This is a genomic window from Paenibacillus sp. FSL H7-0756 (genome assembly GCF_038006765.1).
Lineage (GTDB): Bacteria > Bacillota > Bacilli > Paenibacillales > Paenibacillaceae > Paenibacillus_AQ.
In genome coordinates, this window is sequence record NZ_JBBOVT010000001.1 from 2,926,755 (window position 1) to 2,946,781 (window position 20,027).

Annotated in this window: 11 protein-coding genes and 1 pseudogene; 10 read left to right on the forward strand and 2 right to left on the reverse strand. The window is 53.1% G+C overall.

Annotated elements, in window-relative coordinates:
- Positions 1-15 precede the first annotated feature (15 nt).
- Positions 16-2,385: a glycoside hydrolase family 95 protein gene (locus tag NST04_RS12965; protein ID WP_341184562.1), complete on the forward strand. Its 2,370-nt coding sequence runs from the start codon at positions 16-18 to the stop codon at positions 2,383-2,385.
- A gap of 45 nt (positions 2,386-2,430) precedes the next feature.
- Here the strand turns inward: NST04_RS12965 and NST04_RS12970 are convergent, their stop codons facing one another.
- On the reverse strand, positions 2,431-2,841 hold the full coding sequence (locus NST04_RS12970; protein WP_341184563.1) for a hypothetical protein: 411 nt from the start codon (positions 2,839-2,841) through the stop codon (positions 2,431-2,433).
- Positions 2,842-2,996: 155 nt separating this feature from the next.
- Here NST04_RS12970 and NST04_RS12975 point away from each other — a divergent pair, with 155 nt between their 5' ends.
- Positions 2,997-7,328, forward strand: coding sequence for an endo-1,4-beta-xylanase (locus NST04_RS12975; protein ID WP_341184564.1), 4,332 nt, complete (start codon positions 2,997-2,999; stop codon positions 7,326-7,328).
- A gap of 507 nt (positions 7,329-7,835) precedes the next feature.
- Here the strand turns inward: NST04_RS12975 and NST04_RS12980 are convergent.
- Positions 7,836-9,028: pseudogene (locus NST04_RS12980) on the reverse strand (IS256 family transposase).
- A gap of 509 nt (positions 9,029-9,537) precedes the next feature.
- Between NST04_RS12980 and NST04_RS12985 the strand changes: the two are divergent.
- The 8 genes from NST04_RS12985 (at position 9,538) to NST04_RS13020 (ending at position 19,964) form a co-directional block, all read left to right on the forward strand.
- Positions 9,538-10,497 carry an ABC transporter permease gene (locus tag NST04_RS12985; RefSeq protein WP_445667916.1) on the forward strand — a complete coding sequence of 320 codons (960 nt, stop codon included), beginning with the start codon at positions 9,538-9,540 and terminating at the stop codon, positions 10,495-10,497.
- 18 nt (positions 10,498-10,515) lie between these two features.
- On the forward strand, positions 10,516-11,394 hold the full coding sequence (locus tag NST04_RS12990; RefSeq protein WP_341184565.1) for a carbohydrate ABC transporter permease: 879 nt from the start codon (positions 10,516-10,518) through the stop codon (positions 11,392-11,394).
- A 116-nt stretch (positions 11,395-11,510) separates the two neighbouring features.
- Positions 11,511-13,205, forward strand: a complete 1,695-nt coding sequence (locus tag NST04_RS12995; RefSeq protein ID WP_341184566.1) for an extracellular solute-binding protein — start codon at positions 11,511-11,513, stop codon at positions 13,203-13,205.
- Between the two features lie 56 nt (positions 13,206-13,261).
- Positions 13,262-14,974: a sensor histidine kinase gene (locus NST04_RS13000; RefSeq protein ID WP_341184567.1), complete on the forward strand. Its 1,713-nt coding sequence runs from the start codon at positions 13,262-13,264 to the stop codon at positions 14,972-14,974.
- Positions 14,928-16,556, forward strand: coding sequence for a response regulator (locus tag NST04_RS13005; RefSeq protein ID WP_341184568.1), 1,629 nt, complete (start codon positions 14,928-14,930; stop codon positions 16,554-16,556). The genes NST04_RS13000 and NST04_RS13005 overlap by 47 nt, the downstream gene beginning before the upstream one ends.
- Before the next feature lie 527 nt (positions 16,557-17,083).
- A complete protein-coding gene (locus NST04_RS13010) occupies positions 17,084-17,398 on the forward strand; it encodes a helix-turn-helix domain-containing protein (RefSeq protein WP_340750738.1) in 315 nt (104 codons plus the stop codon).
- 5 nt (positions 17,399-17,403) lie between these two features.
- Positions 17,404-18,336, forward strand: a complete 933-nt coding sequence (locus NST04_RS13015; RefSeq protein WP_340750729.1) for an IS3 family transposase — start codon at positions 17,404-17,406, stop codon at positions 18,334-18,336.
- Positions 18,337-18,602: 266 nt separating this feature from the next.
- Positions 18,603-19,964 (forward strand): ABC transporter substrate-binding protein, encoded by a 1,362-nt coding sequence (locus NST04_RS13020; protein ID WP_341184569.1) that lies wholly within the window; start codon positions 18,603-18,605, stop codon positions 19,962-19,964.
- The last annotated feature ends 63 nt before the right edge of the window (positions 19,965-20,027 follow it).

A 20,027-nucleotide genomic window follows, 5' to 3' on the forward strand; every position in this document is an offset into this window, starting at 1 on the left:
GAGGTAAGCTGCGCAATGAATATTTCATTTAATACCCCTGCCACTTTTTGGGTGGAGGCGCTTCCAGTCGGGAACGGACGGCTGGGAGCCATGATTTTTGGCGGCATTGAGAAGGAGCGTCTGGCGCTGAATGAGGACACGCTGTGGTCCGGGTACAAGACAGACTGGAATAATCCGGGAGCCCGTGAGGTTCTTCCTAAGGTTCGGGCGCTGATTGCAGAAGGCAGAAATGAAGAAGCGGATGAACTATGCAAAAAAATGATGGGCCCCTACGCCCAGTCCTACCTGCCGTTCGGCGATCTGCTGCTTACGATGGAGCACGGGCAGACCATAGACGGGGAATATAGCCGGAAGCTGGACTTGTCCACGGGTGTTGGTACCGTCTCCTATGTAATCGGCGGTGTCCGGTATACCCGGGAAGTCTTCGCCTCTCACCCGGACCAGGCGATCATTGTCCGCTTAACGGCCAGCGAGGAGCACCGCCTCAGCTTCCGGGCGAAGCTGGACAGTCCGCTCCGTCACCGTTCGGAAGCAGACGGAGAGCAATACACGATTAGCGGACATGCTCCTGAATATGTGGCGCCGAATTATTACGAAGTCGATCAGCCGGTCCGTTACGGCGGAGAGTCCCCGCGGAGTCTGAAGTTCCACGGCCGTCTGGCTGCGGTCCAGACTGGAGGCCGTCTGGAAGCAAGTGCAGACGGTATCCAGGTTACCGGCGCAACGGAAGCGGTTCTATACTTCAGCGCGGCAACCTCCTTCGATGCGGAGTCCGGCACAGTGAAGGCGGATTATGATGTAAGTCAGCAGACAGCTGGGGCTGTACAGCGGATCATTGGTGAGCCTTATGCCGGGCTGCTGGGCCGTCATGTTGACGATCACCGGGAGCTGTTTGACCGGGTAGAGCTGCATCTGGGAGAGAGCCTGGCTCCAGAGGGCATGCCGACGGATCAGAGAATTGCCGCCTACGGCAGCAATGATCCGGGGCTGGTAGAGCTTCTGTTCCATTACGGCCGTTATCTGCTGATTGCCAGCTCCCGTCCCGGCACACAGCCGGCGAACCTCCAGGGCATCTGGAACCAGGATACCCGGGCGCCGTGGAGCAGCAATTACACACTGAATATCAATGCGGAGATGAATTATTGGCCAGCAGAGGTCACCAATCTGTCCGAGCTGCATCAGCCGCTGATTGACTATACCCGGAGGCTGGCGGCTGGCGGCAGTGAGACGGCCCGGATTAACTATGGCGCGCGCGGCTGGGTAGCCCATCATAATGCCGATCTCTGGGCGCAGTCGGCTCCCGTTGGCGGCTACGGCGACGGAGACCCGGTCTGGGCATCCTGGGCGATGGGCGGGGTATGGCTTACCCAGCATCTGTGGGAGCATTATGCCTTCAGCGGCGATCTGTCCTATCTTCGGGAGACCGCATATCCGGTAATGAAGGAAGCGGCCTTGTTCTGCCTGGACTGGCTGATCGAGAACCCGGAGGGGTACCTGATTACCTCACCATCGACCTCTCCTGAGCACAAAATCGTAGACGGCGACAAGAAGTATGCCGTCAGCGAAGCGGCAACCATGGATCTGTCGCTGATCGCGGAGCTGTTCACGAACTGCAGTCTTGCTGCCGGCTTGCTTGAGCTGGACGGCGAATTCGCGGCTGAGCTGGTAGCCGCCCGCGCGCGGTTGCTGCCACTCAAGATTGGTGCCGGAGGCCGGCTGCAGGAGTGGTCGGCGGATATGGAGGATGAGGATGTGCATCACCGCCATGTCTCCCATCTGGTCGGAGTCTACCCGGGAAGATCGGTCACTGCGGCGCTGGCGCCTGAGCTGTTCGAAGCGGCCAGAACGTCGCTGGAGATTCGCGGGGACGGCGGAACTGGCTGGAGCCTGGGCTGGAAAATTGGCCTATGGGCCAGATTCAAGGAAGGTGACCGCGCCAAGCAGCTGATCACTAACCTGCTGACACTAGTTCAGCCGGAGGCCGTTAACAATGAACGCGGCGGCGTCTACCCGAACCTGTTCGACGCCCATCCGCCGTTCCAGATTGACGGGAACTTCGCAGCTACAGCCGGAATTGCCGAGATGCTGCTGCAATCGCATCAAGGGTATCTGGAGTTTCTGCCAGCCTTGCCTTCAAGCTGGGGCGAAGGCCGGGTGAAGGGCCTGCGGGCCCGGGGCGGCTATGAAGTGAACCTGACCTGGAGCGCTGGCGTTCTCGGGCAAGCGGAGGTTACTGCTCATCTTGGGGGAGTCTGCCGGGTGCTGGCAGAGCGCCCTCTGGAGATTACGCGCGGAGAAGACCGGCTATTGCTGGAGCCGGATTCGGACGGCCTGGTGAGTATTGAGATGCAGGCGGGGGAACGTGTTGTGGTACGGTATGCTTAGCAGATAAGACAGAGTGAACAACAGTTATGCAAATTGCAGCACGCTTCAGATTGTGGAGCGTGCTGTTTTTGCGTTGTTTGGGTAGGTGCGCGGGCCAAATGTATGCGAAATACCGAACACAATGGGTGAGACGTAGGTCCGTGGACCAAATGTAATCGAAAAACCGATCACATTGCGCCGGATGGTGCCGCGCGGATCAAATGTAATCGAAAAACCGATCACCTTGCGCCGGATGGTGCTGTGCGGACCAAATGTAATCGAAAAACCGACTACATTGCGCCGGATGGTGCCGTGCGGACCAAATGTAATCGAAAAACCGATTACCTTGCGCCGGATGGTGCCGTGCGGACCAAATGTAATCGAAAAACCGATTACATTGCGCCGGATGGTGGTGTGTGGTTCAAATGTAATCGAAAAACCGATCACATTGCGCCGGATGTTGCCGTGCTGGTGCAAGGGGGAAGGAGCCGGGGGTGACTATGGCGGGTTTTTCTCCGCTCTTATTATCATTTTGTTATCAATCCTATCAAATTGTTATTTGTAAACGATTTCCAATCCGCTATAATTCAATCTGTAAGCGCTTTATAAAGAAGATTCTTAGGAGGGTACAGATGCTCAAGCGTAAACGAATGATGAGCCTAGGGCTGGCGCTGGTCGTCCTGGCGGCTTCGGTGCTGCCGATGCGGACACCGGCCTATGCTGCGGATGAGGGAGATCCGGCAGTTGTCCTTGCTTCGGACTTTGAGGACGGCACCGCACAGGGCTGGACCAAGAAGGGCGACGAACAGCTTACAGTAACGAAGGAGGTCTATCATGGAGGCTCTTACAGTCTGTACGTAGATGGACGGACCAAGGATTGGGAAGGGCCTAATCAGGTTCTGACGGACCACATGACTCCGGACACAGCCTACACTGTGGGAGCATGGGTGAAATCTCCGGCGCCGGTCAAACTCACGGTACATACCAAAATCGGCGAAAAAGAGGACTGGACGCTTGTAGCGGAACTTAGCGGAGCGAAGGGGTCCGGGGAATGGACGTATCTGGAAGGTACTTTTATTACAGGCGATAAGGTAGGCTTCACGGAGATTTATGCAGAAGCCGCAGCAGGAACCGCATTCTACGTGGATGATATCAAGATTACCACCGCAGCGGCTGAAGTCCCGGAAGGGGAGGAAGGGCTGCGCACGGATTTTGAAGACGGAACGCTTCAGGGCTGGAAGAACCGGATTGGCCCGGAATCGTTGTCGGTGAGTCAGGATACGGCTAATACCGGAACTCACAGTATGCTGGTCGAAGGAAGAGATCGTAGCTTCCATGGGCCAAGCCTGAGTGTGAAGGAGCATCTGCGGCCGGGCAAGAGCTACCAGTTCTCGCTGTATGTGCGCCTGAAGGAGAAGCCGGAGGCCGACAAAAGCCTGCAAATGACAGTGTATAAGAAGGCCGGCTCCGAGAGCTGGAATGCGATCGATAAGGTTGATATTAAGGCGGATCAGTGGGATCAATGGCATCTGCTGAAGGGGACTTTCCAGTACAGCGACCAGCCGTCTGAGGTGAACCTGTTCGTGGAGACTCCTTATATTACAGAGGAGACTGTGGATACGTTATCTTTTTATGTAGATGATGTAGTTATTGAACCTGCGCCTGAGATGAGCATTGAACAGGATATCCCTGCGCTAAAAGACATCTATGCGAACGATTTCGCTATTGGTGCTGCTGCGTACTCTTGGCAAATGGAAGGGGTCTATGGGGAGCTGCTGAAGAAGCATTTCAACAGCATTACAGCTACCTATGAAATGAAGCCCAAATTCCTGGCTCCTTCCGAGGGCACTTATGTGTTCGACGGGGCGGATAAATATGTGAATTTTGCCCAGGAGAACGGTATGGGACTTCGCGGACACGCATTGCTGTGGCATGTGGATGCTGCCGAGTGGATGTTCACAGGTCCTGACGGCCAGCAGGCAAGCAGAGAGCTGCTGCTTACGCGTCTACAGAGTTATATCGAGACCGTTATGCACCGCTATAAAGGCAAAATCTATGCCTGGGATGTAGTGAACGAAGCGATTGCCGACAATGGCGGCGGCCCGGACGGGATGAGACTGTCCCCCTGGTATAACCTGATTGGTCCGGACTATATCGAGAAGGTATTTGAATTCGCCCGTGCGGCGGACCCGGAAGCGAAGCTCTATTACAATGATTATTACACAGAGGTACCGGAAAAGCGTGAGCATATCTACAAGCTGCTGAAGACGCTCAAGGCGAAGAATCTGATTGACGGCGTGGGCCTCCAGTCGCATCACGGACTGTTCTCCCCATCCATTTCGGAGATTGAAAAGACGATTCAGCAATTCTCGCAGCTTGATCTGGACATTCAAATCACTGAGCTGGACGTAGATTCGGGCATTAGCCCTTCTTCACCGCTGCCAGCAGATATCGCTGCGCGGCAGGGCAAACGCTATAATGATCTGTTCGAGCTCTACAAGAAGTACAAGGACACGATCTCCTCGGTCTCCATTTGGGGCGTGCAGGATGAGAAAAGCTACAACAACCATGCCATGCTGTTCGATGAGCAGCTGAAGGCCAAGCCTGCATTCTGGGGGGCAGTGGACCCGTCCAAGCTGCCGGCCATTCACAATGTAGCCGTGGCGCTTGAGGGTACGCCTCAGGCAGGCGCAGCCGGGAAAGCCCTGTGGAGCAAAACAGCAGGGGTTCCGCTGGAACAGGGCAGTACAGTAACTGCCAAGGTTCATACGCTGTGGGATACCGATAACCTGTATGTGAAGGTAGACGTTACCGATGCCAGCCGGAATGCGGAAGACAAGGTTGAGCTTTTCCTGGATGAGAACAATGGGAAGACTACGGCGTATCAGCCGGATGACCGCAAGATCAGCTTGCCGCGTTCGGGCTCCGGGACCGAAGGAGTCAGCTTCACCAGCACAGAACGCGAGGGCGGTTATGTCATTGAAGCAAGAATTCCGCTCGTAACCGTCAAGGGTGCCGCAGACGCGGAGCTGGGTCTTGATATCCGTGTCAGTGACGCCGGTGTTCCCGACTCTGTTCCTGCCTACTGGAATGATAGAAGCCGGTCCCAGGACAATGATACCAGTCATTACGGAGTTCTGCGACTCTCTGCCATGCCTAATTCAGCGGAATCGCTGAAGGGTCAGGTGAAGATCGACGGACAGATGGATGCGGAGTGGGAGAAGGCGAGGCCTTTTCAGGTGACAATGTCTGCCGCGCCTTACAGTACCACCGCAGAAGCCAGATCGATGTGGACGGAGGACAGCCTCTATCTGATCATTGATGTGAAGGACGCCTTGCTGAAGGCGGATGCCGCGAATCCATGGGACCAGGACTCCGTGGAGATCTTCATCGATGAGAATTTCAGCAGAACCCCGTATTATGAGGGGGATGACGGCCAATACCGGATTAACATTAATAATGTGGCGTCCTTTGGCGGAGGAGCCTCGGATAGCAGATTGACCAGCGCGGTAGTCCATACGGACACCGGGTACCGCGTCGAAGCTAAGATCAATTTCGGCACGATCAAGGGGGCGGCGGGAAGCTCCATCGGGCTCGATCTCCAGATCAATGATGACCGGGGCGACGGCACCCGCAGTACGAGTAAATGGAATGACAGGGGAGAGGATACGTGGCGGGATACCGCAAACTTCGGGATTTTGACCTTTGCGCTGCCTGAGGCGGCACCGCCAACCCCTACAGATGGGACTTCTTCGTCTCCATCGCCAGGCTCGGCACCATCTGTGAAATCACCGGCTCCGGCAGCGGTCTTCGCAGATGGCAAGCTGACCGTTCAGACTTCCCCGGATAAGGCGGGAATCCTGAATGTGGACCTCGCGCCGGATGCAGTAAATCAGGCTGTTCTTCAGTCGCTGGACAGCGGCATTCTGAAGATTGCCGTCAAGCCTGCCTCAGGGACCCAAGCGCTGCAGCTGGGGCTTCCGCTTCAGAGTCTAGCTGCACAGCCGAAGATTAAGGAGATTCGTATTGAGAGCGGCTTCGGGGCAGTGCTGAGCCTGAACACACAGCTGCTGAAATTACAGGATACGCAGGCTGGGGATGTTCTTCAGCTTCAAGTTAAGCGTGTGGGCCAGGACGGATGGCCGGCAGCAGTGAAGACCCGCTTGGATGGAGCGGCTGTACTGGACTTCTCGCTTGCGATCCGTGGAGCCAAGAACACAGCGGTGGACGCTGCTGCGCTTACCCTGCTGCTGCCTTATGAGCTTAAGTCAGGCGAGCGGGCGCACCAGCTTGCGGTCTATCAGGTGCTGGAGAATGGTAAGCTTGCAGTTGTGAAGGATCGTCAATATGATCCGGCGACAGGCTATGTCTCCTTCAAGACTAAGGAGCTTGGACAATATGCGGCGGCCACAGTGAAGCTGCCGGATCACAAGGGCAGCAAATGGGCTGCCGAGAGCGTTGAAGCTCTGGCTGCAAGCGGGATACTTCCTCTGGGAGCAGAGGCTTCCTATGAGACAGGGGTGTTGATGAACCGGGCGGAATTTGCCCAGCTGCTGGTCGATGCTTTTGACCTCCAAGCTGGAGCAGCCGCTCCAGGCTTCAAGGATGTCAGTAAGGATTCCCCGTTTGCCGAGGCTATCAACATTGCTGGAGCCTTAGGTATTGTAAAAGGTAGAGCAGACGGGCTCTACAGTCCGAGCGATACACTCAGCCGTCAAGAAATGGCAGTCATGCTGAACCGGCTCATCCAGCTGGAGCAGATCAAGTTGAAGGCCGATCCAGCAGCGGTTCCAGAATTCAAAGATCTGAACCAGCTGAGCGCGGAAGCTTCAGGCGCTATAGAGAAGCTACAGGCTGCCGGAGTCATCCAAGGCGCACAGAACGGCAACTTCCTGCCGATGGCCCAGATGACCAAGGAGCAGGCTGCGGTGGTAGTGTACCGGATAATCGGTCTCAACCCGTAGATTAGCGAATTAGTAGATTAGCCTCAGCAAGTATATAGCCTTCAGCGAGCAGCGGTTCTCCCGATGAGGGGGGCCGCTGCTTTTTGTGATGGGAGGGAGTGTGCCATCCGGGCGGGCGAAAATCGATGGGTGGAGAATGACGCTTTGGAGCGGGCGGATAACCGACTTCTATGCCAGGAAATAGTTGGATTTTGGACACTTGTTCGCGCGCGGAATTGACCTAGCGGGACAACAGTTGGAAAAAAGGCACTTGTTACGCCGGGGCCAGAACAAAAAGAAGATTTACTCGAAAATAAATAGCATAAATCCACCTAATTTCCTCAAAAGCTCCAAAACGGCTAAATTAAGATTCGTTTTTCCAACTAATTCTGTAGTAGGCTGTGCAACCATGGTAGCGTCAAGAAGTTTGTGTAAATGAGTAGAAGTACCTCCCCGGGGTTACGGGTTGGGGGTGTAGTGTTTCTGGGGGGAGGGGGAACCCCGACCCCCAGAAATTGGATTCATTGGCTACTCTTCTACGACTGTGGGCAACGAAGGGTAGCGGGCTTCATAGAGCTGGCTGAGCTTCTTTTTCACCGTGTCCACCCCAAAGCCAGGGGTGACTCGCTGCCCAAACCTTTCGTTGTAGCCTAACATCTCCAGATACACGATTTTTTCTGCCGCATCCATGTTGGTCAGGCTGTTCATCGGCTTCAGACGTTTGCGGATTTCCTTGTTCATTCGCTCAATGGGATTGGACGTGTAAATCGCTTTACGCATCGGTTCCGGGTACTTGTAGAACGTCAGTAACGTCGAAAGCTGCTCCTCCCAAGACCGCATTTCCTTCGGGTATAACGCATTCCACTTCGCTTTCACCGTGTCAAAGTTCGCCCGGGCCACGACCTCATCTGGTGCATCATACACGGTCTTCAGGGCCTTAATCACATCGGTTTTGTGCTCCACACGGATTTTGGGTAACGTGGCTCGTACTTTGTGCACCACACAATGCTGCACATCCGCCTGCGGGTAGGTTTCTTTAAAGGCCGCATCGAGCCCCGGCAGTCCGTCAAATACACCGAGCAGCACTTCCTGGGCCCCGCGTGCGTACAGATCTTTGAGCACCTCCCGCCAGCCATTCGAGCTCTCTTGACCCCCTACGTAGAACCCCAGGATTTGACGCTGACCTTCTTCGTCGATTCCCATGGCAAAATAGACGACTTCGCCCCGGACCGTGCCCCGTTTAAGCTTCACGTAAGCCCATCCAGGTAGATCACAGAGTAGCGTTTGCTCAGCGGACGTTTCTGCCACTGGTGGATATCCTCCAGCACCGTAGCGGTGATGTTACTGATGGTGGTGGGCGAGTAATGGCTGCCGAACATGCTTTCAATAAATCGGGCCACGTCCCGGGTTCCCATGCCGGATTTATACATCTGGATCACCGCTTCTTCCAGCCAGCCCTCCCGCCGTTGGTAGGGTTCAAACATCTGAGTTTGAAAGAGACCCTGGCGGTCCCGGGGAACCTGAAGATCCTCGATATGGCCGTATCTCGTATGCAGATCCCGTGTATAGTATCCGTTACGGCTATTGCTGGCACCGGCTTCTTCACTCGACATAAACCCTTGGATTTCGGCACGCAGGAGCGATTCCATATTCTCTTTCATGAAGTCTTTAACAAGTTTTTCAAATAGATTATTTAGCATATGTTCGGGTACAATAGTCATCGAGTAGGGCTCCTTCTTGGTGTTGTGGTAAACCCGAGGATACCCTACTTTTTTGGTGCCTGGCTAGGCTCCAAATTGTGGTACACAACTTACTTTACGCCATCGCAACCATCGTTTGGGCGGCGTAACTAGAAGCTACTCAATGTTGCCGGGGTACCTCAGAATTGCCGAAGTTTCTCATGGCTGTTTGAAGTTGTTTGAACCTAATCTAAGCTACAATCCGCCATGTCATGGTTAGTGGATAGCTTCGTAAAGGTTTGTTCTTTTGCAGTAAATATTGCCCCCGCTTAAACAGCGGAGACCACAGCGATTGTAACAACGTTTCGTTCGCGGAGCGTCCATCCAAGTGCCACCGTAATGCTACGTTCAAAACTGCCTGTGGTTATCATTTTGTTATCAATGCTCTGTATTTATCATGTATCTGTCATGTCCGGCTAGGTATTATTAATTTATAAACAAAGTAAACGGATACACGTTGACCAGCAAAGGGGAGCAGAAGCATGAAAAACTTGGTTACGCCAGCCAGCGTAAAAGGCGAGAAACTGGATGTAAATGCGGGGAGTCCCCGGAAAAAATCGAAATGGAAATCGACGCTTAGCCTCGATCTGATGGTTCTGCCGGCATTGATCCTAACCGTGATCTTCGCCTACATTCCAATGACAGGACTTGCGATTGCCTTCAAGAATTACAAGCCGGGCTTAGGCTTTAGCGCTTCCAAGTGGGTGGGGCTGGAACATTTTGAATATCTGTTCAGTATTCCCGAGAACGTTCAGATCATCTGGAACACACTGATTATTGCCGGGCTGAAAATGCTCGCCAACCTGATCGTTCCCTTCTTATTCGCACTGCTGCTGAATGAGATCCGCAAGATGGCGTTCAAAAAAATGGTACAAACCATTGTCTATATGCCCCACTTCCTGTCATGGGTGATCCTGGGCGGTATCCTCTCCGACCTGCTGGCCAGAGACGGCGGTCTGATCAACCAGGTACTGGTCAGTGTATTCGGCATCCAGCCGATTTTCTTCCTGGGTGACGGGAACTGGTTCCGGTTTGTCGTAGTAGTGAGTGATGTCTGGAAAGAGTTCGGCTTCAACACCATCGTCTTCCTGGCCTCCCTGGCGGGAATTAACCCGGCACTCTATGAAGCTGCTGAGGTTGACGGAGCAGGACGCTGGCAGCAGACCTGGTCGATTACGATGCCGGCCATGCTGCCGATTACCATCGTGGTAGGAACACTGGCGCTGGGTAACGTGCTTAACGGAGGTTTCGACCAGATCTTCAACCTGTATAACGCGCTTGTCTTCGATAAAGGGGACATCATCGATACATTTGTCTACAGACTAGGAATTGTTGACGGTAAGTTCAGCTTCTCCACGGCGGTCGGATTGTTCAAATCCGTTGTCAGCTTTGTCTTGATCGTAACAGCTTACCGCCTATCGTATAAATTTGCTAACTACCGTATTTTCTAGAATGGAGGCCAATCTGGCATGTATCATAAAACAAAACCTTACCGCATCTTCACCGTGTTCAACTATATCCTGATGATCGCAGTTTCGATCATGTGTGTTGTCCCGCTGATTCACGTCCTTGCTGTATCGTTCAGCGGGAAATCGGCAGCTAATGCCAACTTGGTTGGTCTGTGGCCGGTAGATTTCACAGTGGACGCCTATACCAAGACCGTAGCCAATGAGAATTTCACCCGGTCCATCTGGGTGACGCTGCAGCGCACGGTGCTGGGAACTGCTTTTAGCATGGGGATCGTCATTCTGGCTGCCTATGCACTGTCCAAAGAGAACGCCCGGTTCAGACGCCGGAACCTGTATATCTGGCTGCTGGTCTTCACCATGCTGTTCAGCGGCGGTCTGGTGCCGATGTACATTCTGATCCAGAAGCTGCACCTGATGAACTCTTTGTGGGTACTGATTCTGCCGGGAGCTGTCTCGGTATGGAATATCATTCTGCTGCTTAACTTCTTCCGGGCCGTGCCCAAAGAAATGGAAGAAGCCGCCTTCATCGACGGCGCAGGTCATTTCAGAACACTGTTCAGCGTATATCTTCCGGTATCCATGCCGGCCATTGCCACACTGTCGCTGTTCACGATTGTCGGTCACTGGAATTCTTGGTTCGACGGCCTGCTCTATATGACGGATCACCGCAATTATCCGCTGGCGACCTTCCTGCAGTCGGTCATTGTTCAGCAGGACTTCAGTAAGGTGACCGTACGGCCGGAGGATCTGGAGAATATCTCACAAAGAACGGTCAAAGCCGCTCAGATCTTCATCGGAATGGCACCAATCCTCATCGTGTATCCATTCCTGCAGCGTTTCTTCGTGAAGGGAATTGTCCTCGGGGCGGTTAAGGAATAGCCGTCCTTCCTATTTAAAGGGGGTGATGCACGCGCTGGAAGCTAAAAAAGATTGACTCAAATAATTAATATGATTAAATTTTAATTAAAGGGGTGCAAGATTAAATGATAAAGAAAATGAAATTTTCTGCGGCAGCAGTGTTATCCACAGTCATGCTGGGCAGCTTGCTGGCCGGATGCGGCGGCAATGCTGACAACAAGAAGGCAGAAGGGGACAACAAGCCGGCGGCAAGCGAAGACGCGATGTATTCGGCTCCCTTTGAGAATGGTAAATATACAGAGCCGGTAACCATTTCAACCGTATTTCCCATCGCAAGCAGCCTGAAATTCAAGAATGGCGAAAATATTGAAAATAACGTGCACACCAAATGGGCCAAGGATACGCTGGGCATTGACATCAAGTATCTCTGGACCGTAAGTGACCAGAACAACGCCTATGAAACCAAGCTGCGCCTGATGCTGACCTCAGGTGAGAAAATGCCGGATATCATCTCCTTCCGCGGCAGCCCTTCCCTGATCTCCGATCTGATTGACAGCGGCCAGTTCACCGATGCGGGCGAATTGTTCGACAAATATGCTTCCGATATCTACAAAAAAGCGATGGCTGAAGAGCCAACCGTGTGGAATCCCTACATGAGAGACGGCAAGCGGATGGGTATCCCGATTTTGGAAAACGCTTATAATAATGATCCGGTTATGTATATCCGTGAGGATTGGCTGAAGAAATTGAATCTTAAGGCTCCGACGAATCTGGCTGAGCTGGAAACCGTCCTCGATGCGTTCACGAACCAGGACCCTGACGGCAACGGCAAGAAGGATACAACGGGACTGGCTGTAGGCTTCAAAAACAACCTGAACACATGGATGTCGGAAGCCGGATGGGTCTTCGGGATGTTCGGCGCGATGCCTAACCAGTGGAACAAGACAGCGGACAACCAGCTCGCTTACGGTTCTGTTCAGCCGGAGATGAAGCAAGGTCTGGCAACGATGCAGAAGTGGATGAAGGCAGGCTACATCTCCTCCGAATCCGGTCTGTATGATGAGAACAAAGCAACAGAAGCTTTTACAGCAGGCAAATCCGGTATCATTGTCGGCCCTTATTGGATGACAGGCTGGCCGCTGCCGGATCTGCAGAAGAACGTTCCAGGTGCAGTGCATAAGGCTTATCCGCTTCCGGCAGGCCCGGACGGCAAGGTAGGCAGACACGGCACGAAGATCGCCTCCGGTGCTGTATTGATCAACAAGGATATGGAGCATAAAGACGCATTCTTCGTCTACCAGAACTATCTGTTTGATAACTGGGCTAACCCGGACAGCACAACCTTCGTGAACGGCTTTGCCAAAGGCTATGACTATGATATCGCTGAAGACGGAACCGTCCTGAAAGAGCAGGATACGGATAAGATTCCAGGCGGCTGGGTGGATGCGATCCGTTACACTCTGACTTATGATGGAGCTATTATTCCTAACCTGATGATGAATACACTGGCCAAGCTGGCCGGCGGCGCTGAGCCTGCTAACCAGTATGAGAAGAATCTGTCCGAGCGTATTCCTGAGCAGATCTTAGCAGCCAAGATCATCATCGACCAGAAGGACAGTGTAATGCCTGAGATGTTCACAGGTACACCTACTGAAACTCAGCTCGCCCGCGGAGATATGCTGGAGAAGCTGGAGAAGGAAATTCTGAACAAAATTATTTATGACAAAGCACCGGTAGACGAATTCGATACCTTTGTAGAGAAATGGAAAACTACAGGCGGCGACAAAGTGACCACTGAGGTCAATGAATGGTATCAATCCCTGCAGAAATAAAGAGTTAAAGAACAAGGGCGGCCCCTAGGCCGTCCTTTCATTCGGAGGAGGGCAATGTGAAATATCGACTGTCTATCTTTCAGTGGCTGTCGTTTGTCCTGATGCTGATGCTGCTGATCATTGTAGGTGCGTTTTGGCTCATCTACCGGCTGAACGTGAAGGACATTCAGAATGAGCTGAGAAAAAATAAAATGTATGAGGTTGAATTCATGACCTCCCAGCTATCCACGCAATTTGAACAGGTGCTGACAAATACCATTACTTTGTCACAGGACCAGTCTGTGCGTGGATATCCTTATATTCTGAAGTTCGGGGATCAATATTCCAAATATGAGATGAAGCTGACCATCATCGATAAGCTGGCCCTGAACACGGCCTCCACCTCCTGGAAGAATACAGTGATTCTGTACTATGAGGATGAGAAAGAGACGGTATCCTCAGATTCCTCCTTCTCCTTCAGCACCTTCAGCCCCCCGGAGCAGGCGCGGAACCGCTGGGTGCTGCACATGGATAAGGAAGGCAAGGGATATTACTCCAACATTATGCGCAGTCATATCAGCTCGCTGTTAATTGAAGTCAGGATTTCTCTGGATAATCTGGTGAAAATGATGGATCAGTATGTCTCCGGTATGCCGCTGCTATATGATGCCTCTGAGCAGGCCTTTATTCAGCCGGGGGAAGCATTTCCGCAGCAGCTGTTACAGTCGATCAGTCCCCGGATCAGCGGGAACAGGGGGACCATCTCCGCTACAGAGAACCGTACAGAGTACCAGATTAACTATATGAAGTCGGACATGCTGGATCTATATTTTATAGACGCCTATCCCAAGCGCCAGTATATCGAACCGATTAACCGCAATAACCGGCTGTTCCTGTATGCGGTACTGGTAGTGCTGGTTGGTATTATGTTCTACACTCTGCTGCTCCGCAAGCAGGTTCAGAAGCCTGTGATCATGCTGCGCAAGGCGATTGACCGGTTCGACCGGGGCGACTTTTCCAGCCGTGCCGTCGATCTGCAGGTCAATGAGTTCAAGGTGCTCGGCAATTCCTTTAACCGGATGGCGGAGAATACCCAGACACTGATCGAGCAGGTACTGCTGGGAGAGATTGAAGTAAAGGAAGCGAAGCTGAAGCAGTATCAGGCACAGATTAATCCGCATTTTCTCTATAACTGCCTGAATTTCATTCAGAGCAAAGCAAGCATTGAGGATTATCATGCGGTTACCGCGATGACGCTGCATCTGGCTTCCTACTGCCGGTATATTCACAAGATTGAACAGCTGGATTCTACGCTTCAGGATGAACTGGATTTCGTCGAGCATTATCTGCATATGGTCCATCTGCGCAAAAGAGAAATCACCTTCGAGTTCGGTGTCACGGCAGAGGCGGGCAGATACCGGTTGCCAAGGATGATTCTGCAGCCGCTGGTGGAGAACTGCATTAAGCATGGCATTGAACCGAGCCTGAAGCCCGGCATTATCTCGGTTGCCGCCAAGGAAGATGCTTCGTATCTGCTGATTACCGTGAAGGATAACGGAATCGGCATGACGGAGGAACGGCTTGGCGCGGTCCGCCGCCATATCGAGGACAATATCATCAGCAATGAACAGCTCGGAACCGGGCTAAGGAATGTGAATCAGCGGCTGCGCCTGTATTTTGGCAAGGACTCGGGGTTATCCGTAGACTCCGTGCTGTCCGAAGGCACCTGTTACCGGATTCGTATTGAAAAGGAGGGAGAACCCCATTCTGCAAATTCTGCTGGTAGATGATGAACAATATGTCGTAGATGATCTGGAGCTTGCTTTTCCATGGCAGGACTTCGGAATTGAAAAAGTATATAAAGCCTACTCCGGCGCCCAGGCCATGCAGATGATCGGGCAAAATCCGGTCGATATCGTCATTACGGACATTGCTATGCCCGGGATGAGCGGGCTGGAGCTGGTGAAGCAGGTACAGCGGACCCACCGGAGAATCAAGTGTATTCTGCTGACCGGCTATGCCGAATTCGAATATGCCCGTGAAGCTCTTCAGTATGGCGTGGTAGAGTATCTCGTTAAGCCGCTGGATCACCAGAAGCTGCGGACGGCTCTGGAAAGCACGATTAAGACCATCAAGAAGGAGCTTGACCGGACGGCCTCCTATGAGCAGGCCATGCTGGCCTTCCGTGAGCATCTTCCGGCGCTGAAGGACAAGCTGCTGGCCGAGCTGATTCAGGGCAAATCCTATCCGCAGGAACGGCTGAAGGAGAAGCTGAGCGGTTATCAGATTGATTTTCAGCTGAACGACCGGGTCTTCCTGATTCTGATCCGTCTGGAGGAGCATTTCACGAACTTCGGGCTGGATAGCCAATTACTCTTTGAATACGCGGTGACCAACATCGCCTGCGAGCTGCTGGGCCCGGGCTTCGAGATGTGGCATGGCCGGGATGCTTACGAGAACCTGGTGTTTATTGTGAAGAGCAATGAAGCGGGGGCGGTTGACCAAGGCAAGATCCTGAAGCAGCTAACCCATAATACCCATCAGCTGCACAGCAGTGTGAATGAATATCTGAATGGCGGAATCTCGGTCATTCTGTCCTACCCGGGCGAATTCCCGCTGGATCTCCGCGCCATGTATGAGGACTCCCAGTCGGCATTAAGGCAGCAAGTGGGCAATGACAAGGGCTATTTCATCTCCTTGACGGATCAGCAGAAGAGTTCGCCGGTCCAGCCGCTCAAGGACTTATATGCTTCCCCCACACTGATGCATCTGCTGGAGACCGGCCAGTGGCAGGGGTATAAGGAACGGCTGCAGCAGATGAAGGAATTCAGCAACAATCTGCCGGCCTATAACGAAGAATACATTGAGGAGATCCGCACCATGATTCTCGGCTCCTTTCACTATATTGCCCATAAGAATCATAGCTTGCTGTCCGATCTGGTCGGGCGGGAGCTGCTGGATAAGACTCTTTTCCGTTCCGTGTCCCAGCTGATCAGCTGGGGAGAAGCGCTGGTGGATACCTTGCAGGGCAAGCTCGAACGGGATACACAGAATAACCGGATGGGCATCGTCAAGGAGATGCAGAGCTGTATCGCAGCTAATCTGGCGGAGGCCAGCCAGCAATTCGTAGCGGACGCGGTCTCGCTGCATCCGGCATATGTCTCCAGACTGTTCAAGCAGGTCAGCGGGATCAGCATCAGCGAGTATATCCTGAATATGAAGATGGAGCAGGCCGTAGCGAGCCTCCGTAACTCCGAGCTGAAGATCTATGAGATCTCCGAGCAGCTCGGCTACGCCAACAGCCAATATTTTATCAAAGTGTTCAAGGAGCAGTTCGGCATGACGCCGCAGGATTACCGGGGGAAGCTGTAGGCTGATGTAGGGTCCCGTTCCGTACTATCAGAGGTTTCGGCTCATTTGGGCCGAGGCCTTTTTTTGTCGGATGTATGCGGAAAACCGATTACAATTGGGCTGGACGTGGCGCGTGGGGCAAATGTAATCGGAAAACCGATTACAATTGGGCTGGACGTGGCGTGTGGGCCGAATGTAATCGAAAAACCGATTACAATTGGGCTGGGAGCGGCGCGTGAGCCGAATGTAATCGAAAAACCGATTACAATTGGGCTGGGAGCGGCGCGTGAGCCGAATGTAATCGAAAAACCGATTACAATTGGGCTGGGAGCGGCGTGTGGGCCGAATGTAATCGAAAAACCGATTACAATTGGGCTGGACGTGGCGCGTGGGGCAAATGTAATCGGAAAACCGATTACAATTGGGCTGGGAGCGGCGTGTGGGCCGAATGTAATCGAAAAACCGATTACAATCTCCACAGCCCCCTAATGAAGTTGGAGTCCTCCCCCACAAAAATGTAGACTAGAGATAGGAGGAGGATGAACGGTATGGGACACTTAACAGGAACAAGAGAGAAGGCAGCGCAAGAGGTGTTATCTGGCATTAAGGCGGCGGTGGTTGCCCGAAAGTATGGGGTGACTCCGTCCACGGTGAATCAGTGGGTGAGGGATTACCGGGAAGCCCATGGAGAACAAGATCATCCGTACCCCCAGGAGCAGGTAGAGGAACTGAAGCGCCTGGTAGAGGTCGAGCAGAAATATGAGAAGGCGGTCAAGATGCTTGGTGAAAAGGAGTTAGAGATTGAGATTCTGCGTGAACTGCTAAAAAAGCCAACCCCTGCTTATCCGAAAAAATCGAGGTAGCCGAGATGTTCATTAAGCAGGGATATTCCGCAGCGTTGGTACTACGTCTCATCGGGCTCGCAGAGTCCACGTACTACGACCGTAAGAAACGCAAGTCACAGGATGCACAGGCCGTACTCCAGGGGCGCGGAAGACCCGTACCCGGCTACTCTCTGACCGAGTCTGGAGCGAAGATTAGCGACGAGGAAATCCAGGAATGGCTGCTGGAATTAATTGCTGGAGAAGAGCACGTGTACGGATACAAACTGCTGGCCAAGTGCTTGTGGAACCAGCACCGTTTAAAGCTCAATCACAAGAAAAGTTACCGGCTGTGTCAGGCGCTGGATATCCTGCAGCCGCAGCGTCACAAGCGTTTTAAGCATCCCCGGAAGCTGCCGGAGAACCGGGTCATTACCGGAGCAGGCCAGCTCTGGCAAATGGACATTAAGTACGGGTACGTGGCGGGCCGCGACCGGCATTTCTTTGTCCTGAGCATTATCGATGTGTTTACCCGTGTCATCGTCGGCTACCACCGCGGATCGTCGTGTGAGGCCAAGCACGCCTGCCAGACGCTGGGACGCGCCATGGAGCAACACTGCGCCCCTGACAGCGCACGCCCGGTGATCCGCACCGACAACGGCCCACAGTTTGTCAGCCACCTGTTTGGCGACATGTGTGAAAGCTGGGAAATGACCCATGAACGCATTCCGCCTCGAACGCCGGATTTAAACGCTTTTATTGAATCGTTCCACAGTAATATCGATCGGGATTTGTTCCGCAAAGAGGCATTCGACACGTTCGAAGAGGCCTATGAAGCGGTGGACCGGTACATGGACTTTTACAACAACCGCAGAATGCATACGAGCCTTCGGAACATGCCGCCAGCTACGTTTGCGGAGTGGGTCCTGACCCAAGAAGACCGCTCCCGCTTCTTCTGGCCGAGAGAAAAAGCGAAATAAAGAGCATTTCTACGACAAGTACCGATTTGATACGGAGGACTCCGGGATAAGGGGGTCGCACCGCAATTGGGCTGGGAGCGGCGCGTGAGCCGAATGTAATCGAAAAACCGATTACAATTGGGCTGGGAGCGGCGCGTGTGGCGGATTTTATTAGCTAAAATTTAAATATGATAACCGATTGACATAAATATGTTAACCGGTTATCATAAAGCTGTATCTGAAATGTATGCGCATTCAAAACAATCAAAAGTACGGGGGGAATTCATTTGAAATTGAGAAAAGCTGCAAGCTTCGCTATCGCTCTGACGGTGGTCACCGGATTACTCGCAGGCTGCTCCAAGGGGAATTCGGCAAACGGTGCTGTTAAGGAAGAAAAGGGAGAGACGCCAGCAGCAGAGCAAGCCGCCAAGGATGTTAAGCTCACCTTCTTCAATACCTCTGCAGAAGTCAATACCGTATTCGAGGAGCTGTTCAAGAAGTATCATGAGCAGAATCCGCAGGTGACGATTGAACTGATTCCTACACCGATCGGCGGCGCGCAGCTTGAGAAGTTCCAATCCCTGCTGGCCTCCGGCAATCCGGCGACAATCGTGAATCTGGATGCAGGCACCATACTTCAATATAAGGATGATTTCCTGGATTTAGAGCCGGAGAAGGCGAAGTATGAGGCCCTCACCAATCCGGGAGCCATCGACGGCGCGTTGCTGGACGGACAATTCCTGGGTATTCCCTGGACGGCCCAAGGCTACGGTCTGCTGTACAACAAGCGTGCGGTAGAAGAGGGTATCGGCGGTGCCTTTGATCCTGCATCGGTGAAGACCCGTGATGATCTGGAGGCGGTTTTCAAGAAAATTGAAGCCTCCGGCAAAGCGCCGGTCATGCTTCATGGAGCAGACTGGTCGCTCGGTGCCCACTATCTGGGGTTGACCTATTCCCTGCAGTCGCAGAAGGTGGAGGACAACCGGAAGTTCGTGGAGGAGCTGAAGAACGGGCAGGTGAAGCTGACGGAGAATCCGCAGTTCACCGGATTGATGGATACCTTCGATCTGCTGAAAAAGTACAACGCACGCAAGAGCGACCCGCTCGTTGCCGATTATAACCGCGACAGCGCGGATTTCGCTAAGGGGGCTGCGGCCTTCTACTTCATGGGGGACTGGAGCTGGGCGGTCATCGGAACGCTGGAAGGCCGCGATACCGACTTCGGTATCCTGCCGCTGCCGGTCAGCAATAACCCGGAGGACTTCGGCAACACGCAAGTCGCCTACAGCGAGCCTAAGCTGTTCGCCATCGATGATTCGAAGTCTACGCCGGAGCAGCAGGAAGCCGCCAAAGCGTTCATCGAATGGATGGTCAGCAGCGAGGACGGGCAGAAGGCCATTATTAGCGATATGGGGCTGTCCATGCCGTATAAGGATCTTAAGGCGAAGAGCACGAACATCATGTCCAACGCCGTCAGTGAATACGTGAAGCAAGGGAAGATTATCAACATCGGTGTCATCAATTACCTGCCGCAGGATTACTGGGCCAAGACCGGAGCTGCGATGCAGAAGTATCTGGTAGGCAATATCGACCGCCAGGGGCTTGCGCAGGAGGTTCAGGATTACTGGAAATCGTATGCAGGGAAATAGACAATCTCTTCGTTTGTGCTAAAAGAACAGGCTGAACCGGACATTCTCCAGTTCAGCCTGTTA

Coding starts and splice junctions, on each gene's coding strand:
- NST04_RS12965 (WP_341184562.1), top strand. CDS start 16: ATGAATATTTCATTTAATACCCCTGCCACTTTTTGGGTGGAGGCGCTT.
- NST04_RS12975 (WP_341184564.1), top strand. CDS start 2,997: ATGCTCAAGCGTAAACGAATGATGAGCCTAGGGCTGGCGCTGGTCGTC.
- NST04_RS12990 (WP_341184565.1), top strand. CDS start 10,516: ATGTATCATAAAACAAAACCTTACCGCATCTTCACCGTGTTCAACTAT.
- NST04_RS12995 (WP_341184566.1), top strand. CDS start 11,511: ATGAAATTTTCTGCGGCAGCAGTGTTATCCACAGTCATGCTGGGCAGC.
- NST04_RS13010 (WP_340750738.1), top strand. CDS start 17,084: ATGGGACACTTAACAGGAACAAGAGAGAAGGCAGCGCAAGAGGTGTTA.
- NST04_RS13015 (WP_340750729.1), top strand. CDS start 17,404: ATGTTCATTAAGCAGGGATATTCCGCAGCGTTGGTACTACGTCTCATC.